General features: G+C 63.7%; 13 protein-coding genes. 3 read left to right on the forward strand and 10 right to left on the reverse strand.

What is annotated here, in order from left to right:
- Window positions 1–171 precede the first annotated feature (171 nt).
- Window positions 172–1,317: a GGDEF domain-containing protein gene (locus tag ACK3BK_RS09725; RefSeq protein WP_411384461.1), complete on the forward strand. Its 1,146-nt coding sequence runs from the start codon at window positions 172–174 to the stop codon at window positions 1,315–1,317.
- A gap of 21 nt (window positions 1,318–1,338) precedes the next feature.
- Here the strand turns inward: ACK3BK_RS09725 and ACK3BK_RS09730 are convergent, their stop codons facing one another.
- The 3 genes from ACK3BK_RS09730 to ACK3BK_RS09740 form a co-directional block, all read right to left on the reverse strand.
- The gene (locus tag ACK3BK_RS09730; protein ID WP_411384193.1) at window positions 1,339–2,292 is read right to left on the reverse strand and encodes an ABC transporter substrate-binding protein; all 954 of its coding nucleotides are present in this window, start codon (window positions 2,290–2,292) and stop codon (window positions 1,339–1,341) included.
- Between the two features lie 9 nt (window positions 2,293–2,301).
- The gene (locus ACK3BK_RS09735; RefSeq protein WP_288375575.1) at window positions 2,302–3,366 is read right to left on the reverse strand and encodes an LLM class flavin-dependent oxidoreductase; all 1,065 of its coding nucleotides are present in this window, start codon (window positions 3,364–3,366) and stop codon (window positions 2,302–2,304) included.
- A gap of 178 nt (window positions 3,367–3,544) precedes the next feature.
- The gene (locus ACK3BK_RS09740) at window positions 3,545–4,171 is read right to left on the reverse strand and encodes a glutathione S-transferase family protein (protein ID WP_186669437.1); all 627 of its coding nucleotides are present in this window, start codon (window positions 4,169–4,171) and stop codon (window positions 3,545–3,547) included.
- Window positions 4,172–4,437: 266 nt separating this feature from the next.
- Here ACK3BK_RS09740 and ACK3BK_RS09745 point away from each other — a divergent pair, with 266 nt between their 5' ends.
- A complete protein-coding gene (locus tag ACK3BK_RS09745; protein ID WP_186669435.1) occupies window positions 4,438–5,772 on the forward strand; it encodes an OprD family porin in 1,335 nt (444 codons plus the stop codon).
- A 105-nt stretch (window positions 5,773–5,877) separates the two neighbouring features.
- Here the strand turns inward: ACK3BK_RS09745 and glsB are convergent, their stop codons facing one another.
- On the reverse strand, window positions 5,878–6,798 hold the full coding sequence (gene glsB, locus ACK3BK_RS09750; RefSeq protein ID WP_186669433.1) for a glutaminase B: 921 nt from the start codon (window positions 6,796–6,798) through the stop codon (window positions 5,878–5,880).
- Window positions 6,799–6,892: 94 nt separating this feature from the next.
- Window positions 6,893–8,866, reverse strand: coding sequence for a DNA topoisomerase III (locus ACK3BK_RS09755; protein ID WP_186719811.1), 1,974 nt, complete (start codon window positions 8,864–8,866; stop codon window positions 6,893–6,895).
- Window positions 8,867–9,115: 249 nt separating this feature from the next.
- On the opposite strand from ACK3BK_RS09755, the gene ACK3BK_RS09760 reads away from it, so the two are divergent.
- Window positions 9,116–10,966 carry a polyurethanase gene (locus tag ACK3BK_RS09760; protein WP_411384194.1) on the forward strand — a complete coding sequence of 617 codons (1,851 nt, stop codon included), beginning with the start codon at window positions 9,116–9,118 and terminating at the stop codon, window positions 10,964–10,966.
- Between the two features lie 135 nt (window positions 10,967–11,101).
- On the opposite strand, the gene ACK3BK_RS09765 is transcribed toward ACK3BK_RS09760, so the two are convergent.
- From ACK3BK_RS09765 to mnmA, 5 genes are all read right to left on the reverse strand, one after another.
- Complete coding sequence (locus ACK3BK_RS09765) at window positions 11,102–11,536, reverse strand: GNAT family N-acetyltransferase (protein WP_054892342.1); 435 nt, start codon at window positions 11,534–11,536, stop codon at window positions 11,102–11,104.
- A complete protein-coding gene (locus tag ACK3BK_RS09770; RefSeq protein WP_186708643.1) occupies window positions 11,529–12,695 on the reverse strand; it encodes a cupin domain-containing protein in 1,167 nt (388 codons plus the stop codon). Before ACK3BK_RS09770 ends, ACK3BK_RS09765 begins: the two co-directional genes overlap by 8 nt.
- An 81-nt stretch (window positions 12,696–12,776) precedes the next feature.
- Window positions 12,777–14,147, reverse strand: a complete 1,371-nt coding sequence (gene purB / locus ACK3BK_RS09775; RefSeq protein WP_288375433.1) for an adenylosuccinate lyase — start codon at window positions 14,145–14,147, stop codon at window positions 12,777–12,779.
- 186 nt (window positions 14,148–14,333) lie between these two features.
- Window positions 14,334–14,960, reverse strand: coding sequence for a high frequency lysogenization protein HflD (hflD, locus tag ACK3BK_RS09780; protein ID WP_186669842.1), 627 nt, complete (start codon window positions 14,958–14,960; stop codon window positions 14,334–14,336).
- Entirely contained in the window at window positions 14,957–16,081 is a 1,125-nt protein-coding gene (gene mnmA / locus ACK3BK_RS09785) for a tRNA 2-thiouridine(34) synthase MnmA (protein ID WP_411384195.1), read from the reverse strand. Before mnmA ends, hflD begins: the two co-directional genes overlap by 4 nt.
- Window positions 16,082–16,084 lie beyond the last annotated feature (3 nt).

A 16,084-nucleotide genomic window follows, 5' to 3' on the forward strand; every position in this document is an offset into this window, starting at 1 on the left:
GCAGGATTCATTTGGTTTCAAAGCGGCACAAAATATTACCGCGCAAGGGACATGCGGCGTGCCTGTGGGCTGCTGTTCTGTCCCGCTCGGTCATGGTCGCGGGCCTGCACGGCTCCTAGACTGTCAGGCAGGCCGCGACGAAGACGGCCATCTGCCACACGGTGAATCATGATGATCGCCCATACCCCTACGCTGTTCGCTGCGGTTGCGCTGGTGGCGACGATCCTGGCCTTCTGCCTGTTGCTGGTCGGGCAGTTCAACCGAGGCGACAACCTCTTGCTGACCGGTTGTGGGCTGTTGGCCCATGCCTTGGCCTATGTCTGTTACACGTTGTTCGGGCATGCGCCTCTGTGGGTGAGCTATGCCTTGGGCAACAGCCTGCTGTCGCTGGCGCTGGCGTTCTATTCAGCGAGCCTGTTCCGGGTGCGCGAGCGCCCGGTGCCGTGGCGGCCGATCTTCGCCATTCCGCTGTTGATGCTGCTGGGCCTGATGTCGCTGCTCGAGACGGTGGAGCCGCGCATGCTGCTGGCGACCCTGGTGCTGATGTTGCAATGCGCGTTGATTCTCTACTGGGCCCGGCAACGGGCCCTGGGCAAGGGCCGGGCACACCTGCTGCTGGTGATCGGTGCTGCCATCAGCCTGGTGGGGCTGGGCATGCGGGTGGTGGCCGTGCTGGCGGGCACGGCGCAGGAGATGCGCTACGACACCAGCAACCTCAAGCAGACGGTGTCGGTGGCCATCGGCACGGTCACGGTGATGATGTATTCCATTGGTTTGGTGCTGATGGCCAAGGAGCGCAGCGAATCGCGCTTGCAGCACCTTGCCGGACACGACGTGCTGACCGGGACGGGTAATCGTCGCGCCATCCTGGAACGTTTCGAGCGTGAGCTGGAGCAGGCGCGCGTGGCGCAGTACAGCCTGGCCGTGGCGATGATCGATATCGATCACTTCAAGCGTATCAACGATGTGCACGGTCATCTGGCAGGGGACGAAGTGCTGTGTCACTGCGTGCGCCAGTTGCAGCAGAGGCTGCGCGAAGGGGACAGCCTGGGGCGCTACGGCGGCGAGGAGTTCCTGCTGCTGTTGCCACGAACCGAGGGGGAAGGCGCCCTGGCGGCGCTGAACGGCCTGCGCGAAGCCATGGCGAAGAACCCGGCGCGGTTCGCCGGGCTGGAGATCGAGCTGTGCTTCAGTGTCGGGCTCTGGTGCGGTGTGCCGGGTGAGGGTGATACCCCGGCACGGCTGATCGCCCAGGCCGATGCCGCGTTGTACCTGGCCAAGGCTGGCGGGCGCAATGCGGTGCGGCTGGCGGCTTGATCCTTCGCACTTACGGGGAGGCTACCGGGCGAATGCGCCGTCGAACGACGTGTCGATGATCGTGCCGGTGTCCAGGTGCTTGGGCAGGGTGCCGGTCTGGACAAGGAAGTCGGCGGTATCCTGGTAGTCCTTCGCGGCCTGCGCATCGACCGGGCCTACGCTCATGTCGGCCTGGCCGATCCAATGACGCGAGACGCTTTGGTCGAGGTAGGCTTTCTTGGCCCAGAGGTCGGCATAGGCTTCCTTGTGCTCACCGACCCAGGCCCGTGCTTTCTGCAGACGGCCCAGGAAGTCCTCGATGGCGGCGTGCTTGCTGTCGATCGAATCGTTGCGCGCCGCGATGCTGCTCAGGCCAGGCATCAGGCCCTGGGCGGTGACCAGCTTGCGCGCACCGGAAAACACGATCTGTTGCGAGATGTACGGTTCCCACACCGGGAAGGCATCGATACTGCCGTTGGGCAGTGCGGCGGCAGCATCGATTGGCATCAGTTTGACGAACTCGACGTAGTCATGCGGCAGGCCGGCCTTGTCCAGTGCGCGCAAGGTCAACTGCTGGCTCCAGGCGCCGGGCCAGTAGGCGACCTTCTTGCCCTTGAGGTCGGCAATGGTCTTGGCGGGGGAGTCCTTGGGCACCAGCAGGGCGATGGTGTCGAGGTTCTGCCGTGAGACGCCGATCAGCTTGACGGGTGCCCCTTTAGCGGCCAGGAACAAAAAGCCCGAGTCGCCGAGAAAACCGATGTCCAGGCCACCGGCCTCCAGCCCTTCGGCCACCGGTGCGGCCGACTGGAAGTGCTTGAACTCGACCTTGTAGGGCGCATCCTTGAGTGCCCCAGAGGCTTCCAGCGATGCGCGCACGTTGTAGTAGTTCTGGTCGCCGATGCGCAGGGTGACCTGCTCGGCGGCGATGGCTTGCGCCAGCGGGGTGCCAAGGAACAGGCCGGCGAGGGTGACGCGAATCAGGTGGTGCAGTTTCATGGGGCTTCCTCAGCTGGCCTGGCGAGTGTCCAGGCGTTCGATCTGGCGATGGATGGCGGGGATCAGGGTCTTGCCGTATTCGATGGTGTCGTTCAGTGGATCGAAGCCGCGGATCAGGAAGGTCGAGACGCCGAGCTTGTAGTACTCGCCCAGCGCCTGGGCGACCTGCTCGGGGGTGCCGACCAGCGCGGTGGAGTTCCAGCGTGCTCCGGTCAGGCGGGCAACGCCCATCCACAGGCGTTGATCGAGCACTTCGCCCTGGTGCGCGGCGGCCAACAGACGCTGGGAGCCGACGTTCTCGGGGTGATGGTCGTGCAGCGCTAGCCCGAGTTTCTGGCGTGCGTCGCGGACCTGTTCGAGGATTTCGGCGGCGCGCTTCCAGGCGGCTTCCTCGGTATCGGCGACGATGGGGCGGAACGATACCGAGAAGCGCGGGGCGCGCTGTTGCGCGGCGGCAGCCTTGCGGACCTTGGCGATATGCTCAGCGACGGCGGCCAGGGGCTCGCCCCAGAGCATGTAGGTATCGGCATGTTGCGCGGCGACCCGCACCGCGGCATCCGATGAGCCGCTGAAGTAGATCGGAATATGCGGGCGCTGCACGGTCCTTACGGCGGGCGAGGCGGCGTTGAAACGGTAGAAGTCGCCGGCGAAGTCCACCGGTTGTTCGGCGGTCCAGATGGCTTTCAAGGCGTCGAGGTATTCACCGGTGCGCGCATAGCGGTGGTCGTGATCGAGGAAGTCGCCGTCGCGTTGCAGGTCCTGGTCATTGCCGCCGCTGACCACATTGAGGGCCAGGCGGCCCTTGCTGAACTGGTCGAGGGTCGCCAGTTGCCGTGCGGCCAGGGGCGGGCTGATCACCCCTGGACGGTAGGCGAGCAGGATACCCAGGCGCTCGGTGGCAGCGACGGCGAACGAACTGACGACGGCGCCTTCCGGCCCGTTGGAGAAGTAACCGACCAGAATCCGGTCGAAGCCTGCTGCTTCGTGGGCCTGGGCGAAGCGACGCACGTAGTCCGGATCGACCGCATCGCCCGTGGGTTGGTCGACCTCCGAGCCGGGTGACGCGGTGATCATGCCAAGGATTTCGACGCTCATTGCTGGGTTCCTTTGGTGGGACAAGGCTGCCTGGCGTTGAGCGCTTTATAAGAAAACGAGCTGGCCGGGCTTCTTCTTAGAATCTAACGGCCAGCGATAAATGATGGAAATTCATTTTTTGCATATTCTAATATGCAAAATAATTTTATTCCTCTGGTCAGGGCGTTCCGTTTCTGCCGTGCAGTCGATAGCCTTCCCGCTCGCTCAGGCGCGCGTAGTAGTCATCCACTGCAGGCAGGTGCGGGTGCTTGAACGGTGTCTGGAACCAGCGGTTTACCGACAACCCGATCGGAATGTCTGCCAGGGAGAGCGTTTTGCCGGCAACGTAGGCGCCGGTCTTTGCCAGCTGCTGGTCGAGGATCTGCATATGTCGCGACCATTCGCCGATGCTGGCATTGAGCGCCTGTTCATCCTGATGCGCTGCCGACTGCCTGACCAGAGACATGAAGGCGTAGCTCCAGGAGCGGTTGAGATCGCTGGCCTGCCAGTCGATCCATTGATCGACACGCGCTCTGGCCACTGCGTCGGCCGGGTAAAGCCCTGCCGCTTGACCATAGCGGTTGGCGAGATAGCGGACGATGGTGTTGGACTCCCACAGCGTCAGGTCGCCGTCCTGGATCACCGGGACCATGGCATTGGGGTTCAGGGCCAGGAACTCCGGGGTCTGGGTCGACTGAAAGCCTGAGCCCCAGTCTTCCTGTTCGAAAGGCACGCCGATTTCAGCGCAAGTCCAAAGCACCTTGCGCACGTTGATGGAGCTCGCCTTACCCAATATTCGCAGCATGTCATCATCCTTTTTGCATAGCGGCCGAAACAGCAGTGTGCTGTGGCGACCAAGCGTATCTCTAAAAGCCCTGCCTGCGGTCATGGAACTGAAACCTTTCTCTCTGCGGATGGTGGTTTTTTGCTAGCATTCGGTCCCTATAGCACAATCGAATAAAAATCTTTTTCGGTTGTTGTTAAAGTAATAACGCGTGACATTCAAACGTATCGAAAGTCGGCCCTCGCGTTCAGCGAGAGGCCTATAAGAAAAGCTAGAAAGGAGCACACATGTACAAATGCACATTGCCAGTGGCCGTTGCACTGGCCAGCCTGTCGCTGGGGGCGCAGGCTGCAGGTTTCGTGGAAGACAGCAAGGCTTCGGTCACTGCCCGTAACTTCTATATCAACTCCGACAACCGCAATGGCACTGCCAACCCGTCCAAGCAGGAAGAGTGGGGCCAAGGCTTCATCTTCAACTTCACCTCCGGCTACACCCAGGGCACCGTCGGCTTTGGTGTAGACGCCATCGGCCTGACCGGTTTCCGCCTGGATTCGGGCAAGGGCACCCACTACAACCCGACCAGCACTGCCAAGGGCGGTACTGTGTTCCCGACCGATTCCGATGGCCGCGCCGTTGACGACTTCAGCAGCCTGGGCGTAACCGGCAAGGTCAAGATCTCCAAGACCGAAGCCAAGCTCGGTGTACTGCAGCCCAAGCTGCCAGTAGTCACCTACAACGACGGTCGCCTGCTGCCGCAAACGTTTGAGGGTGGCCAGATCACCTCCAACGAGATCGACAACCTGACCCTGATCGGCGGCAAGCTCGAGCACGCCAAGGGCCGTAACAGCACCAACATGGAGTCGCTGACCATTGCCGGTTCCAACGGCAACCCGGCCACCGCCACCTCCAACCGTCGCAGCAACGCGTTCTACTACGCCGGTGCCGACTACAAGCTGAGCAAGGACCTGCTGCTGCAGTACTACTACGGCAACCTGGACGACTTCTACAAACAGCACTTCCTGGGCCTGACCCACAACCTGGCGCTGCCGGTTGGTGCGTTGAAGTCCGACCTGCGTTACTTCTACAGCGATTCCGATGGCAAGAACGCCAGCACCGAAGGCCGCCTGGCTGGCTATCGCGCATCGGGCTACCAGAACAACGGTGAAGTGGACAACCGCACCTGGAGCGCCAAGTTCACCTACTCGCTGGGCAGCCACGCACTGAGCGCCGGTTACCAGCGTGTCAACGGCACCAGCGACTTCCCGTTCCTGAACCAGGGCGACGGTGCAAGTGCTTACCTGATCACCGACGTGCAGATCGGCAAGTTCCTGCGTGCCGGCGAGCGCACCTGGCTGGCGCAATATGCCTACGACTTCGCCGCGCTGGGCGTACCAGGGCTGACCGCCAACGCCATCTACCTGAAAGGCACCAACGTCAACTCGGCGGGCTCGGACCGCTCGGAGTGGGAGCGTGATTTCAGCTTGGCCTATGTTGTTCAGGAAGGCACCTTCAAGGGCCTGGGCCTGCAGTGGCGTAACGCTTCGCTGCGCACTGACGTGGCCAACCAGCGCGACCAGGACGAGAACCGTCTGATCGTGAGCTACACCTACAACTTCCTCTGACATCGCGTCAGCCCGGTCACGGGTAGGTGTAATAAAACAAACCCCACCAGGGTTCTCCCTGGTGGGGTTTGTTTTTCATGGCGCGCTGCGCTCGAGGCGTCAGCCCTACAGCACTGCTGAAAACACCGAGCCAGTGATCCGTTCGCTGAGCAGTTCCAAGGCCCGCAGCCCCGCCAGCGAGTTGCCTGAGGCGTTCAGCGCCGGTGACCACACGCAGATGCTGTAGCGCCCCGGCACTACCGCGACAATGCCGCCGCCCACTCCACTTTTGCCCGGCAGGCCCACACGGTAGGCGAAGTTACCCGCCTCGTCGTACAGCCCGCTGGTGGCCATGATCGCATTCACCTGTTGCGCCTGGCGCGGGCTGAGCACGTGCTCGCCGCTGTGCGGGCAATAGCCGCTGTTGGCCAGGAACGCAAAGCCACGGGCGACGTCCACGCAATTCATCGACAGCGCACAATGATGGAAGTAGCTGCGCAGCACGGCGTCGACATCGTTGTGGAAGTTGCCGAACGCCTGCATCAGGTAGGCCATGGCGGCGTTGCGGGCGCGGTGCTGGTATTCGGAGTCGGCCACGACCGGGTCGCTGACGATGCGTGGGTTGGCTGTCAGGCGGCGAACGAAGTCGCGCATCGACAAGGTCGGGGTGGCATAGCGCGACTGGTTGATGTCGCAGATCACCAGCGCGCCGGCATTGATGAAAGGATTGCGTGGGCGACCTTTCTCCACCTCCAGCTGTACCAGCGAGTTGAACGCCTGCCCGGAGGGCTCGTAGCCCAGGCGCGACCAGATATCCTCGCCGCTGTGGTTGATCGCCTGGACCAGGCTGAAGACCTTGGAGATGCTCTGGATCGAGAAGGGCGTATGGGCATCGCCGGCGCAGTGCAGCTGGCCGTCCAGGCTCTGTACGGCGATGCCGAGTTGTTGCGGGTCGACCTGGGCGAGGGCGGGGATGTACTGGGCGACCTGGCCCTGGCTGAGCAGCGGGCGGACCTGGTCGAGGATTTCTTGCAGTAATGCTTGCATGGGGGCCTGCGCGGAGCGGGTGATGGGGCTCAGGGGTTGTCTGCTGTACAAGACGAGCGTTGGCGAGGCGGCGACACACCCCGTGAGGTGATCGTCAGCTGGATTTGCCCGAAGGGCGTCTTGTGGATTTGCTTGCACGGGGCGCTGCTTTGCTGCCGGCGGTTTTGCCTTTACCGCTGCTGCGGCGTTTTTTCTTCCAGGGTGCACCCTTGCCACCGGCAGGCAGGGGCGGGCCGCTGATGGTCAGGCGCATTCCCGCGCAGCGTTGCACCAGCTTGCCCATCCAGGCCGATTGCCGGGTGACGAACTCTTCCAGGCTCATTTCGCCGCTCTGCACCATGTCCAGCGCCTGTTCCCAGATCGCGGTGGTGCCGGGGTCGGCGATGGCCCGGGGTACGACGTCGATCAGGCTGAAGGCTGCGGGCGTGGCGGACAGCGCCTTGCCGTTCTTGACCAGGTAGCCGCGGTCGAGCAGGCCCTGGATGATGCTGGCCCGGGTCGCTTCGGTACCGATGCCGGTGGTTTCCTTGAGTTTCTGCTTGAGCTGCGGGTCATCCACCAGCTTGGCGACGTTCTTCATTGCCTTGATCAGGTCGCCCTCGGTGAACGGCTTCGGTGGCTGGGTCCACAGGTCTTTCAGTTGCAGTTCCTGCACCCTGCAGTCGTCGCCCTCGCGCAGTTGCGGCAGGACTTGCGCGGGTGGTGCTTCGCGGCCCTTGGTTGGGGTCAGTGCCTCGGGCAGGGCACGGCGCCAGCCGGGTTCGACGATCTGCTTGCCCACGGCACGCAGGGCGTGGCCGGCACAGTCCAGGTCGGCCTGGGTGCGGTCGTACTCGTGATTGGGCAGGAACTGCGCCAGGTAGCGTGCCCGGATCAGGGTATAGACCGCTTTGTACTTGGGTGGCAGGCGCGCAGGATCGCTGGCGGCTGCGGTGGGGATGATGCCGTGGTGGGCGCTGACCTTGGCGTCGTTCCAGGCGCGGGAGCGGCGGTGCGGCTCCAGGTGCGCCTGCAATGGCGCAAGGCTTGTGTCGGCGCGTTGCAGGGCGGCGAGAATGGCGGGCGCTTCAGCGTGCTGGCTAAGCGGCAGGTAGCCGCAGTCGCTGCGCGGATAGGTGATCAGCTTGTGGGTTTCGTAGAGTGCCTGGGCGATGTCGAGGGTTTCCTGGGCGCCAAGGCCGAATTTCTTCGAGCACAGCTCCTGCAGGGTGCCGAGGTCGAAGGGCAGTGGTGCGGCCTCGCGCACACGCTCGGTCTGTACCTGGAGCACCTGTGCGCTCCCTGCGGCCTGCATCTGGGTGGCGGCCTGCTGGGCGAGTGCCTGGTTGAGGCAGCGGCCCTGGTCGTCGCAGGCGTCTTGCGGTGCACGCCATTGGGCGGTGAACAGGTTACCTGTGTGTGCCAGTTGCACTTCGATGGCCCAGAACGGTACGGGCACGAAATCGGCGATGCTGCGGTCGCGGTCCACCACCAGGCGCAGTGTCGGAGTCTGTACCCGCCCAACCGGCAGCACGCCTTGGTAGCCGGATTGGCGGCCAAGCAGGGTGAACAGGCGGCTCATGTTCATGCCGATCAACCAGTCGGCCCGCGAGCGACCAAGGGCCGAGTGATAGAGGCTGAAGGTTTCGCTGCCGGGGCGCAGGCGCGCCAGCGCCTTGCGGATCGAGGCGTCATCGAGTGCGCAGAGCCACAGGCGCTGGATCGGCCCGCGGTAGCGGCAATGCTCGACCAGTTCGCGGGCGATCATCTCGCCTTCGCGATCGGCGTCGGTGGCGATCACCAGCTCCCGGGCCTCGCCGAGCAGACGCTTGACCGCCTTGAACTGGCTGGCGGTCTTGGGCTTGACCAGCATCTTCCATTTTTCCGGAATGATCGGCAGGTCATCGAGCGACCAGCGCTTGTAGCGCGCGTCGTAGCTGTCGGGCGGTGCGGTTTCGAGCAGGTGGCCGATGCACCAGGTGACGCAGACATCGGTGCCTTGCCAGCAGCCATCGGCCTTGCGGTTGGCACCCAGTACCTTGGCGATGTCTTTTGCCTGGGAGGGCTTTTCACACAGAAAAAGGCGCATGGCCGTGAACGCTTCATCGAGGTTGATGGCGACTAGGATGCGCAAGACAGGACGTGCAGGCAAGATTTATCTGTATGCATGTACAGCTTTGTGCCAGGAAATATGTCCGCAGGTTTGGCAAGAATGCCTCGGGATCGGGCTTGGATGACCGGCCGGTACCGTGCCAGCTTTGTCGTTCGCCTGCCAGATGTGTCAATGGACGATGTCGCTTGGGGGCCTTCACTCCAACCACAACAAGGAAGTCAGATCATGCCTCTGTTCGATTACCGTCAGCTCGACGGTGCTGCCTCCTCCGCACTCTACAAGGATGCCATGGCCCTGGCGGTCTATGCCTACCATGGTATCGACGACGGTTTTTCCGCCGGCTACCAGAAACACGGCTTCGGTCTCGGCTTGCCGGCAACCCTGGTCAAGGCCCTGATCGGCGGCACCGACAGTCAGGGCGTGATTCCCGGCATCCCCTGGAACCCCGACTCCGAGGCCAAGGCGCTGGCGCAGGTCAAGGCCGCTGGCTGGACGCCGATCAGCGCCGCACAGTTGGGTTACCAGGGCAAGACCGATGCGCGTGGCACCTTCCATGGCGAGGCGCCGGGCTACACCTCGGCGCAGGTCGAGGTACTCGGCCGTTATGCAGGCGATGGCCAGCTCATTGGCCTCGGCATCGCCTTTCGTGGTACCAGCGGCCCACGGGAGAACCTGATCGGCGACACCCTCGGCGATGCTATCAACGACCTGCTGGCAGCGTTGGGGCCGGCCGACTACGCACGCAACTACGCTGGCAATGCCTTCGATCGCCTGCTGGGTGATGTCGCGACGTTTGCCAAGTCCCAGGGGCTTTCAGGTGCCGATATCACCGTCAGCGGCCACAGCCTTGGCGGGCTGGCGGTCAACAGCCTGGCCGACCTCAGTGCTTCGCGCTGGGGCGGCTTCTACCAGGATGCACGCTATGTTGCCTTCGCCTCGCCCACGCAGGCTGCGGACCCCGACAAGGTGCTCAATATCGGTTACGAGAACGATCCTGTATTTCGCGTGCTCGACGGCACGGCGCTGACCTGGGCGACCCTGGGCGTGCACGATGCCGCCAAGCCTTCGACCACTGACAACATCGTCAATTTCAATGACCACTACGCTTCCGACGCGTGGAACCTTCTGCCGTTTTCCATCGGCAATATCGCCACCTGGCTCTCGCACCTGCCGGCAGCCTACGCCGATGGCCTGGGTCGGGTAGTGGATTCGCCGTTCTACCCCTGGACCAGCCGCGACTCCACCGTCGTGGTCAGCAACCTGTCCGACGCCACCCGCGGTTCGACCTGGGTACAGGACCTCAACCGCAACGCCGAGCCGCACTCCGGCAGTACCTTCATTGTCGGTTCGGCCCAGGACGACCTGATCCGCGGCGGGCGCGGCAACGACTATCTGTATGGCGGTGCTGGCAATGACACCTTCCGCGATGACGGCGGGTTCAACCTGATAGACGGTGGCACCGGGCATGACACCCTGCACCTGGGAGATGCACTGGCGCGCTTCTCGGTCGCCCGGGATGGCGAGGGTACGCTGTATGTGCGCGATGCCGATGGAGGGATCAGCCAGGTGCGCAATATCGAGTCGCTGGTGAGCAAGGAAAGCAGCCTGGTGTTCTTCAGCAAGGACGTCAGTCACGCCGTGACCGCCAATGGGCTGCTCAGCAGCGGCAAGCTGGACCCCTATGCCCTGTCGGTCAGCGGTGGGCAAGGTAATGACCAGTTGGTGGCGGGCAACCAAGGGCAGTGGCTGTTCGGCCTGGGCGGCGATGATCGTCTGGTGGGTGGGGCAGGCAACGATGTGCTGGTGGGCGGCGCGGGGAATGATGTGTTGAGTGGCGGCGGTGGGCGGGACACCTTTCTGTTCAGCGGGCACTTCGGGCAGGACCGGGTGCTGGATTTCACCGGCCAGGACCGGTTGGTGTTCATGGGCGTGGAAGGCGGGACGGCAGTGCCGGATTGGCGTGACCACCTGAGTCGGGTGGGGGATGATCTGGTGCTGACGTTCGGGCGCGATAGCGTGACGTTGGTGGGGATCGCGGGGCAGGGGGTGGGGGATGGGCAGATCGTGATTGGCTGAGCAAGGGTGGGGCTGCGCTGCGGCCCAATCGCGGGCAAGCCCAGTCCCACAGGCCCTCCGCGCCGTTCAGAGCAGCGGTGAAGCTGTGGGAGCGGGCTTGCCCGCGATTGGGCCGGCAGCGCCGGCCCCTTCCGATCAGGCGATCTCGCGCGAATCGCGAACCATGTCCACGTGCGGAATGCCGGCCTCTAGGAACTCTTCGCTGACCACCTTGAAGCCCAGGCGCTCGTAGAAGGGCGTAGCGTGTACCTGGGCGCTGAGCATCTGCTGCTTGAGGTCCCGGTTCTGCGCTTCGATGATGACCGCGTTCATCAACGCGTCACCGACTTTCAAGCCGCGCCAGTCCTTGAGCACCGACACTCGACCGATGGTGCCGTCTGGCAACAGGCGCGCGGTGCCGATCGGATAGTCACCTTCCATGGCCAGGAAATGCACGGCGGTGGGGTCTTCGGCATCGAACTCCAGCTCCGGCGGCACGTGCTGCTCGGCGACGAACACCGCGCTGCGGATACGGTGGATATCGGCGTTGTCTTTATGCCAGTCGGCGAGGCGAACGCGGATCTTATTCATTGGCAAATCCCAGGCTTCCTTGTTGGACCAGCTGGCAGACCAGCGTCAGGCCCTCTTCATCTGCGAGCCACTCTACAAGGTTTTCGCTGTGCAGGGCGTCGGCTGAACAAATCAGTTGCAAAAGAGCGCGCAGGTGACCGGACAGCAGGCGGCTCTGGCCGCTGGCGAACAGCAGCAGGTTGTCATCGACTTCCGACCAGGCCAGGCGCGCGCTCGGGTTGCGCACCAGGATCGCGCCCTGTTCGAGATAATTGATCAGCTCTTCCTCGCTCAGCGCTTCGCCTGCAACCTGCTCGGGGTAGCGCGGCTCGGTCATGAACTGGCCGAACCAGGTCAGCAGCAAGCGCTCGTCACCCATGTGCTCGGCCAGCAGGGCCTTGAGGCGGTCGAGGGCATCGTGCTGAATCTGGTGCGGATCGCTGACAGGTTGGGCGTCGGCGTCGCTGTAGCGCTCCTCGTCAGGCAGGAACTGGCTGAGGAAGTCGGTGAAGTGGGTCAGCACTTCGGCAGCGCTTGGCGCGCGGAAGCCGACCGAGTAGGTCAGGCAGTCATCCACGGCCACGCCGTAGTGAGCCAGGCGCGGCGGCAGGTAGAGCATGTCGCCCGGCTCAAGGGTCCACTCGTCGCTCTGCTCGAAGTCGGCGAGGATGCGCAGGTCGGCGTGCTCGATCAGCGGGCTGTCGCTGTTGCACATCTGGCCAACTTTCCAGTTGCGCTTGCCGTGGCCTTGCAGCAGGAATACGTCGTAGTTGTCGAAGTGCGGGCCGACGCTGCCACCAGGGGCGGCGAAGCTGATCATCACATCGTCGATACGCCAGCTGGGCAGGAAGCGGAAATTTTCCAGCAGCTCGGCTACTTCCGGGACGAACTGGTCCACGGCTTGTACCAGCAGGGTCCAGTCACGCTCGGGCAGGGTGGCGAAGGTGTCTTCCTCGAACGGGCCGCGACGCAGCTCCCAGGGGCGCTCGCCGTGCTCCAGCACCAGGCGCGATTCGACCTCTTCTTCCAGGGCCAGGCCGGCCAGTTCGTCCGGATCGATCGGGCTTTCGAAGTCGGTGAAGGCCTGGCGCACCAGCAGGGGCTTCTTCTGCCAGTAGTCGCGCAGGAATTCACGAGCGGTGAGGCCGCCAAGCAGCTGCAGTGGAGTATCAGGATTCATGTTCAACCTATTGAAAAAACGTAATTTTCGTCCGGGAATAAAAACGCCCGGCTGAGCCGGGCGTTGTACGCAGGGCGCAGATTAGATGCGTTTGGCCTGGGCGGCTGCGTTGCCGATGTAGGTGGCGGGGGTGAGCAGCTTGAGCTCGGCCTTGGCGTCGGCCGGCATGTCCAGGCCGTCGATGAAGGTCAGCAGCGCTTCTGGGGTGATGCCCTTGCCACGGGTCAGCTCCTTGAGCTTCTCGTAGGGGTTCTCGATGTTGAAGCGGCGCATGACGGTCTGGATCGGCTCGGCCAGTACTTCCCAGCAAGCGTCGAGGTCGGCGGCGATGCGCGCTTCGTTGACTTCCAGCTTGCCGATGCCCTTCAGGCTGGCTTCATAGGCGATGACGCTATGGGCGAAGCCCACGCCCAGGTTGCGCAGCACGGTGGAATCGGTCAGGTCGCGCTGCCAGCGCGAGATCGGCAGCTTGCTGGCCAGGTGCTGGAACAGCGCGTTGGCGATACCGAGGTTGCCTTCGGAGTTCTCGAAGTCGATCGGGTTGACCTTGTGCGGCATGGTCGAGGAGCCGATTTCGCCAGCGACTGTCTTCTGCTTGAAGTAGCCCAGCGAGATGTAGCCCCAGACGTCGCGGTCGAAGTCGATGAGGATGGTGTTGAAGCGCGCGATCGCATCGAACAGCTCGGCGATGTAGTCGTGCGGTTCGATCTGGGTGGTGTACGGGTTGAACTGCAGGCCCAGTTCGTCTTCGATGAAGGCGCGGGCGTTCTGCTCCCAGTCGATCTGCGAGTAGGCCGACAGGTGGGCGTTGTAGTTGCCCACGGCGCCGTTGATCTTGCCCAGCAGCGGCACGGCGGCGACCTGAGCGATCTGACGCTCCAGGCGGTAGACGACGTTGGCCAGCTCTTTGCCCAGGGTGGTCGGCGAGGCCGGCTGGCCGTGGGTGCGCGACAGCATCGGCACGTCGGCGTGAGCGTGGGCCAGGGCGCGGATGGCCTCGGCGATCTGGCGCATCAGCGGCAGCAGCACTTCGTCACGACCGGCGCGCAGCATCAGGGCGTGGGACAGGTTGTTGATGTCCTCGCTGGTGCAGGCGAAGTGGATGAACTCGCTGACCTTGGCCAGCTCAGGCAGCTTGGCGGCCTGCTCCTTGAGGAGGTATTCGATCGCCTTGACGTCGTGGTTGGTGGTGCGCTCGATTTCTTTCACGCGTTCGGCGTGTTCGAGCTTGAAGTCGGTCGCCAGGCTGTCCAGCAGGGCGTTGGCTTCGGCGGAGAACGCCGGCACTTCGCCGATCTGCGGGTGGGCGGCCAGACGCTGCAACCAGCGCACTTCGACCAGGGCGCGGAAACGGATCAGGCCGAATTCGCTGAAGATGGGGCGCAAGGCCTGGGTTTTGCCGGCGTAACGGCCGTCTACAGGGGAAACCGCAGTGAGCGAAGAGAGCTGCATGGGGTGTTCTCGGACAGTCAGGCTTTTGGAAGGGCGCATATCATACATGAAAATTGCGCCTGGGTCGGGTGGCTGACCAAAGGTCGGCCGTCGAAACGCGTGTCGCGGTTCCTGTGGGAGCGGGCTTGCCCGCGAATGCGGCGGTGAATCCGGCATCGCATTCGCGGGCAAGCCCGCTCCTACAGGTCAGGAAGGCGCACGCATCATGTCGTACAGTTCATTGAGCAACTTGCGGCGGCTGAACACCAACTGCCAGCGATGCCCGCCCAGCTGGCGCCACAGGCGGGCGGCGCGGATGCCTGCCAGCAGCAGGGCACGGATCTTCGAGGCGTTGCTGGCCTGCTGCAGGAAGCGCATGTCGCCGTGTACCTGGATGCGCTGACGCAGGGTGCTCAGGGTGTCCTGGTACAAGGCTCCGCTGGAAGCGATGACATTTTCGTGAACCAGGCCGAAATGATCGGCTTGCGACTGGATCTGCGGCAGGCGATTGCCGATGGTGTCGAGCAGGTCGCCACGCTTGGCCAGCTGGCGCTCCAGACCCAGCATGGACAGTGCGTAGCGCAGCGGCTCGCGTTGCAGGCTGCTGGGGTCGCGCTCCAGGGCGCCGACCAGTGCACGGTAGCCGTCGCGCAGGTTCAGGTCGTCGCCGCCGAACACTTCCAGGGTGTTGTTCGGGTCGCGTACCAGCAGGCTGCCGAGCATGCAGCCGATATTGGCTTCGCTGGCCTGCCCGGTGCGGGCGATGCGATCGACCAGCACCGCGGCCTGGAACACGCCACCAAGGGCGATCAGTTGCTCCTGCAGATTGCTCATGCGCGTGGGCTCCATGGCTCGGCGCTCTCGATCACGCCGCCGCCCAGGCACACTTCGCCGTCATAGAACACTACGGATTGACCCGGCGTCACAGCGCGTTGTGGCTCGTCGAACACTGCGCGGTAGCCGTTCGCGGTGCGTTCCAGGGTGCAGTGCTGGTCGCTCTGGCGGTAGCGCACCTTGGCGGTGAGTCGGCGTGGGCTGCTCAGGTCGACTGGGTTGACCCAGAAGATGTCCGAGGCGAGCAGGGCGCGGGAGAACAGCCAAGGATGTTCGTTGCCCTGGCCCACCACCAGCACATTGCGCGCCAGGTCTTTTTCCAGCACGTACCAGGGTTCGTCGCCGGCGTCTTTCAGGCCGCCAATGCCCAGGCCCTGGCGCTGGCCGATGGTGTGGTACATCAGGCCGTGGTGCTGGCCGATCACTTCGCCGTCGGTGGTCTGGATCTCGCCGGGTTGGGCGGGCAGGTACTGCTTGAGGAAGTCGCTGAAGCGGCGCTCGCCGATGAAGCAGATGCCGGTGGAGTCTTTCTTCTTCGCCGTGGCCAGGCCGTGTTTCTCGGCGATGGCGCGTACCTCGGGCTTTTCCAGCTCGCCAACGGGGAACAGGGTGCGGGCGATTTCCGCGCCGCCCACGGCATGCAGGAAGTAGCTCTGGTCCTTGTTCGGGTCCAGGCCTTTGAGCAGTTCGGTCAGCTCGCCGGTATCACGGCGGCGTACGTAGTGGCCGGTGGCAATCAGGTCGGCACCCAACGACAGGGCGTAGTCCAGGAAGGCCTTGAACTTGATTTCGCGGTTGCAGAGGATGTCCGGGTTGGGGGTACGGCCGGCTTTGTACTCTTCGAGGAAGTGCTCGAACACGTTGTCCCAGTACTCGGCAGCGAAGTTGGCGGTGTGCAGCTTGATGCCGATGCGATCGCACACGGCCTGGGCATCGGCCAGGTCTTCGCGGGCGGTGCAGTACTCGGTGCCGTCGTCCTCCTCCCAGTTCTTCATGAACAGACCTTCCAACTGGTAGCCCTGCTCCATGAGCAGAAGGGCGGAGACGGAAGAGTCCACGCCGCCGGACATGCCGACGATGACGCGGGTCCTGGAGGGGTCTTTGGGTGCTGGGCTGGTCATGGC

Source organism: Pseudomonas sp. L7 (genome assembly GCF_046605565.1).
GTDB classification, from domain to species: domain Bacteria; phylum Pseudomonadota; class Gammaproteobacteria; order Pseudomonadales; family Pseudomonadaceae; genus Aquipseudomonas; species Aquipseudomonas wayambapalatensis.

Excerpts from the sequence above, each read along its gene's own strand:
- ACK3BK_RS09770 (WP_186708643.1), bottom strand. The coding sequence starts at position 12,695 with ATGAATCCTGATACTCCACTGCAGCTGCTTGGCGGCCTCACCGCTCGT.
- hflD (WP_186669842.1), bottom strand. The coding sequence starts at position 14,960 with ATGAGCAATCTGCAGGAGCAACTGATCGCCCTTGGTGGCGTGTTCCAG.
- ACK3BK_RS09760 (WP_411384194.1), top strand. The coding sequence starts at position 9,116 with ATGCCTCTGTTCGATTACCGTCAGCTCGACGGTGCTGCCTCCTCCGCA.
- ACK3BK_RS09745 (WP_186669435.1), top strand. The coding sequence starts at position 4,438 with ATGTACAAATGCACATTGCCAGTGGCCGTTGCACTGGCCAGCCTGTCG.
- ACK3BK_RS09755 (WP_186719811.1), bottom strand. The coding sequence starts at position 8,866 with ATGCGCCTTTTTCTGTGTGAAAAGCCCTCCCAGGCAAAAGACATCGCC.
- glsB (WP_186669433.1), bottom strand. The coding sequence starts at position 6,798 with ATGCAAGCATTACTGCAAGAAATCCTCGACCAGGTCCGCCCGCTGCTC.
- ACK3BK_RS09725 (WP_411384461.1), top strand. The coding sequence starts at position 172 with ATGATCGCCCATACCCCTACGCTGTTCGCTGCGGTTGCGCTGGTGGCG.
- ACK3BK_RS09765 (WP_054892342.1), bottom strand. The coding sequence starts at position 11,536 with ATGAATAAGATCCGCGTTCGCCTCGCCGACTGGCATAAAGACAACGCC.
- purB (WP_288375433.1), bottom strand. The coding sequence starts at position 14,147 with ATGCAGCTCTCTTCGCTCACTGCGGTTTCCCCTGTAGACGGCCGTTAC.
- ACK3BK_RS09740 (WP_186669437.1), bottom strand. The coding sequence starts at position 4,171 with ATGCTGCGAATATTGGGTAAGGCGAGCTCCATCAACGTGCGCAAGGTG.
- ACK3BK_RS09735 (WP_288375575.1), bottom strand. The coding sequence starts at position 3,366 with ATGATCACCGCGTCACCCGGCTCGGAGGTCGACCAACCCACGGGCGAT.
- mnmA (WP_411384195.1), bottom strand. The coding sequence starts at position 16,081 with ATGACCAGCCCAGCACCCAAAGACCCCTCCAGGACCCGCGTCATCGTC.
- ACK3BK_RS09730 (WP_411384193.1), bottom strand. The coding sequence starts at position 2,292 with ATGAAACTGCACCACCTGATTCGCGTCACCCTCGCCGGCCTGTTCCTT.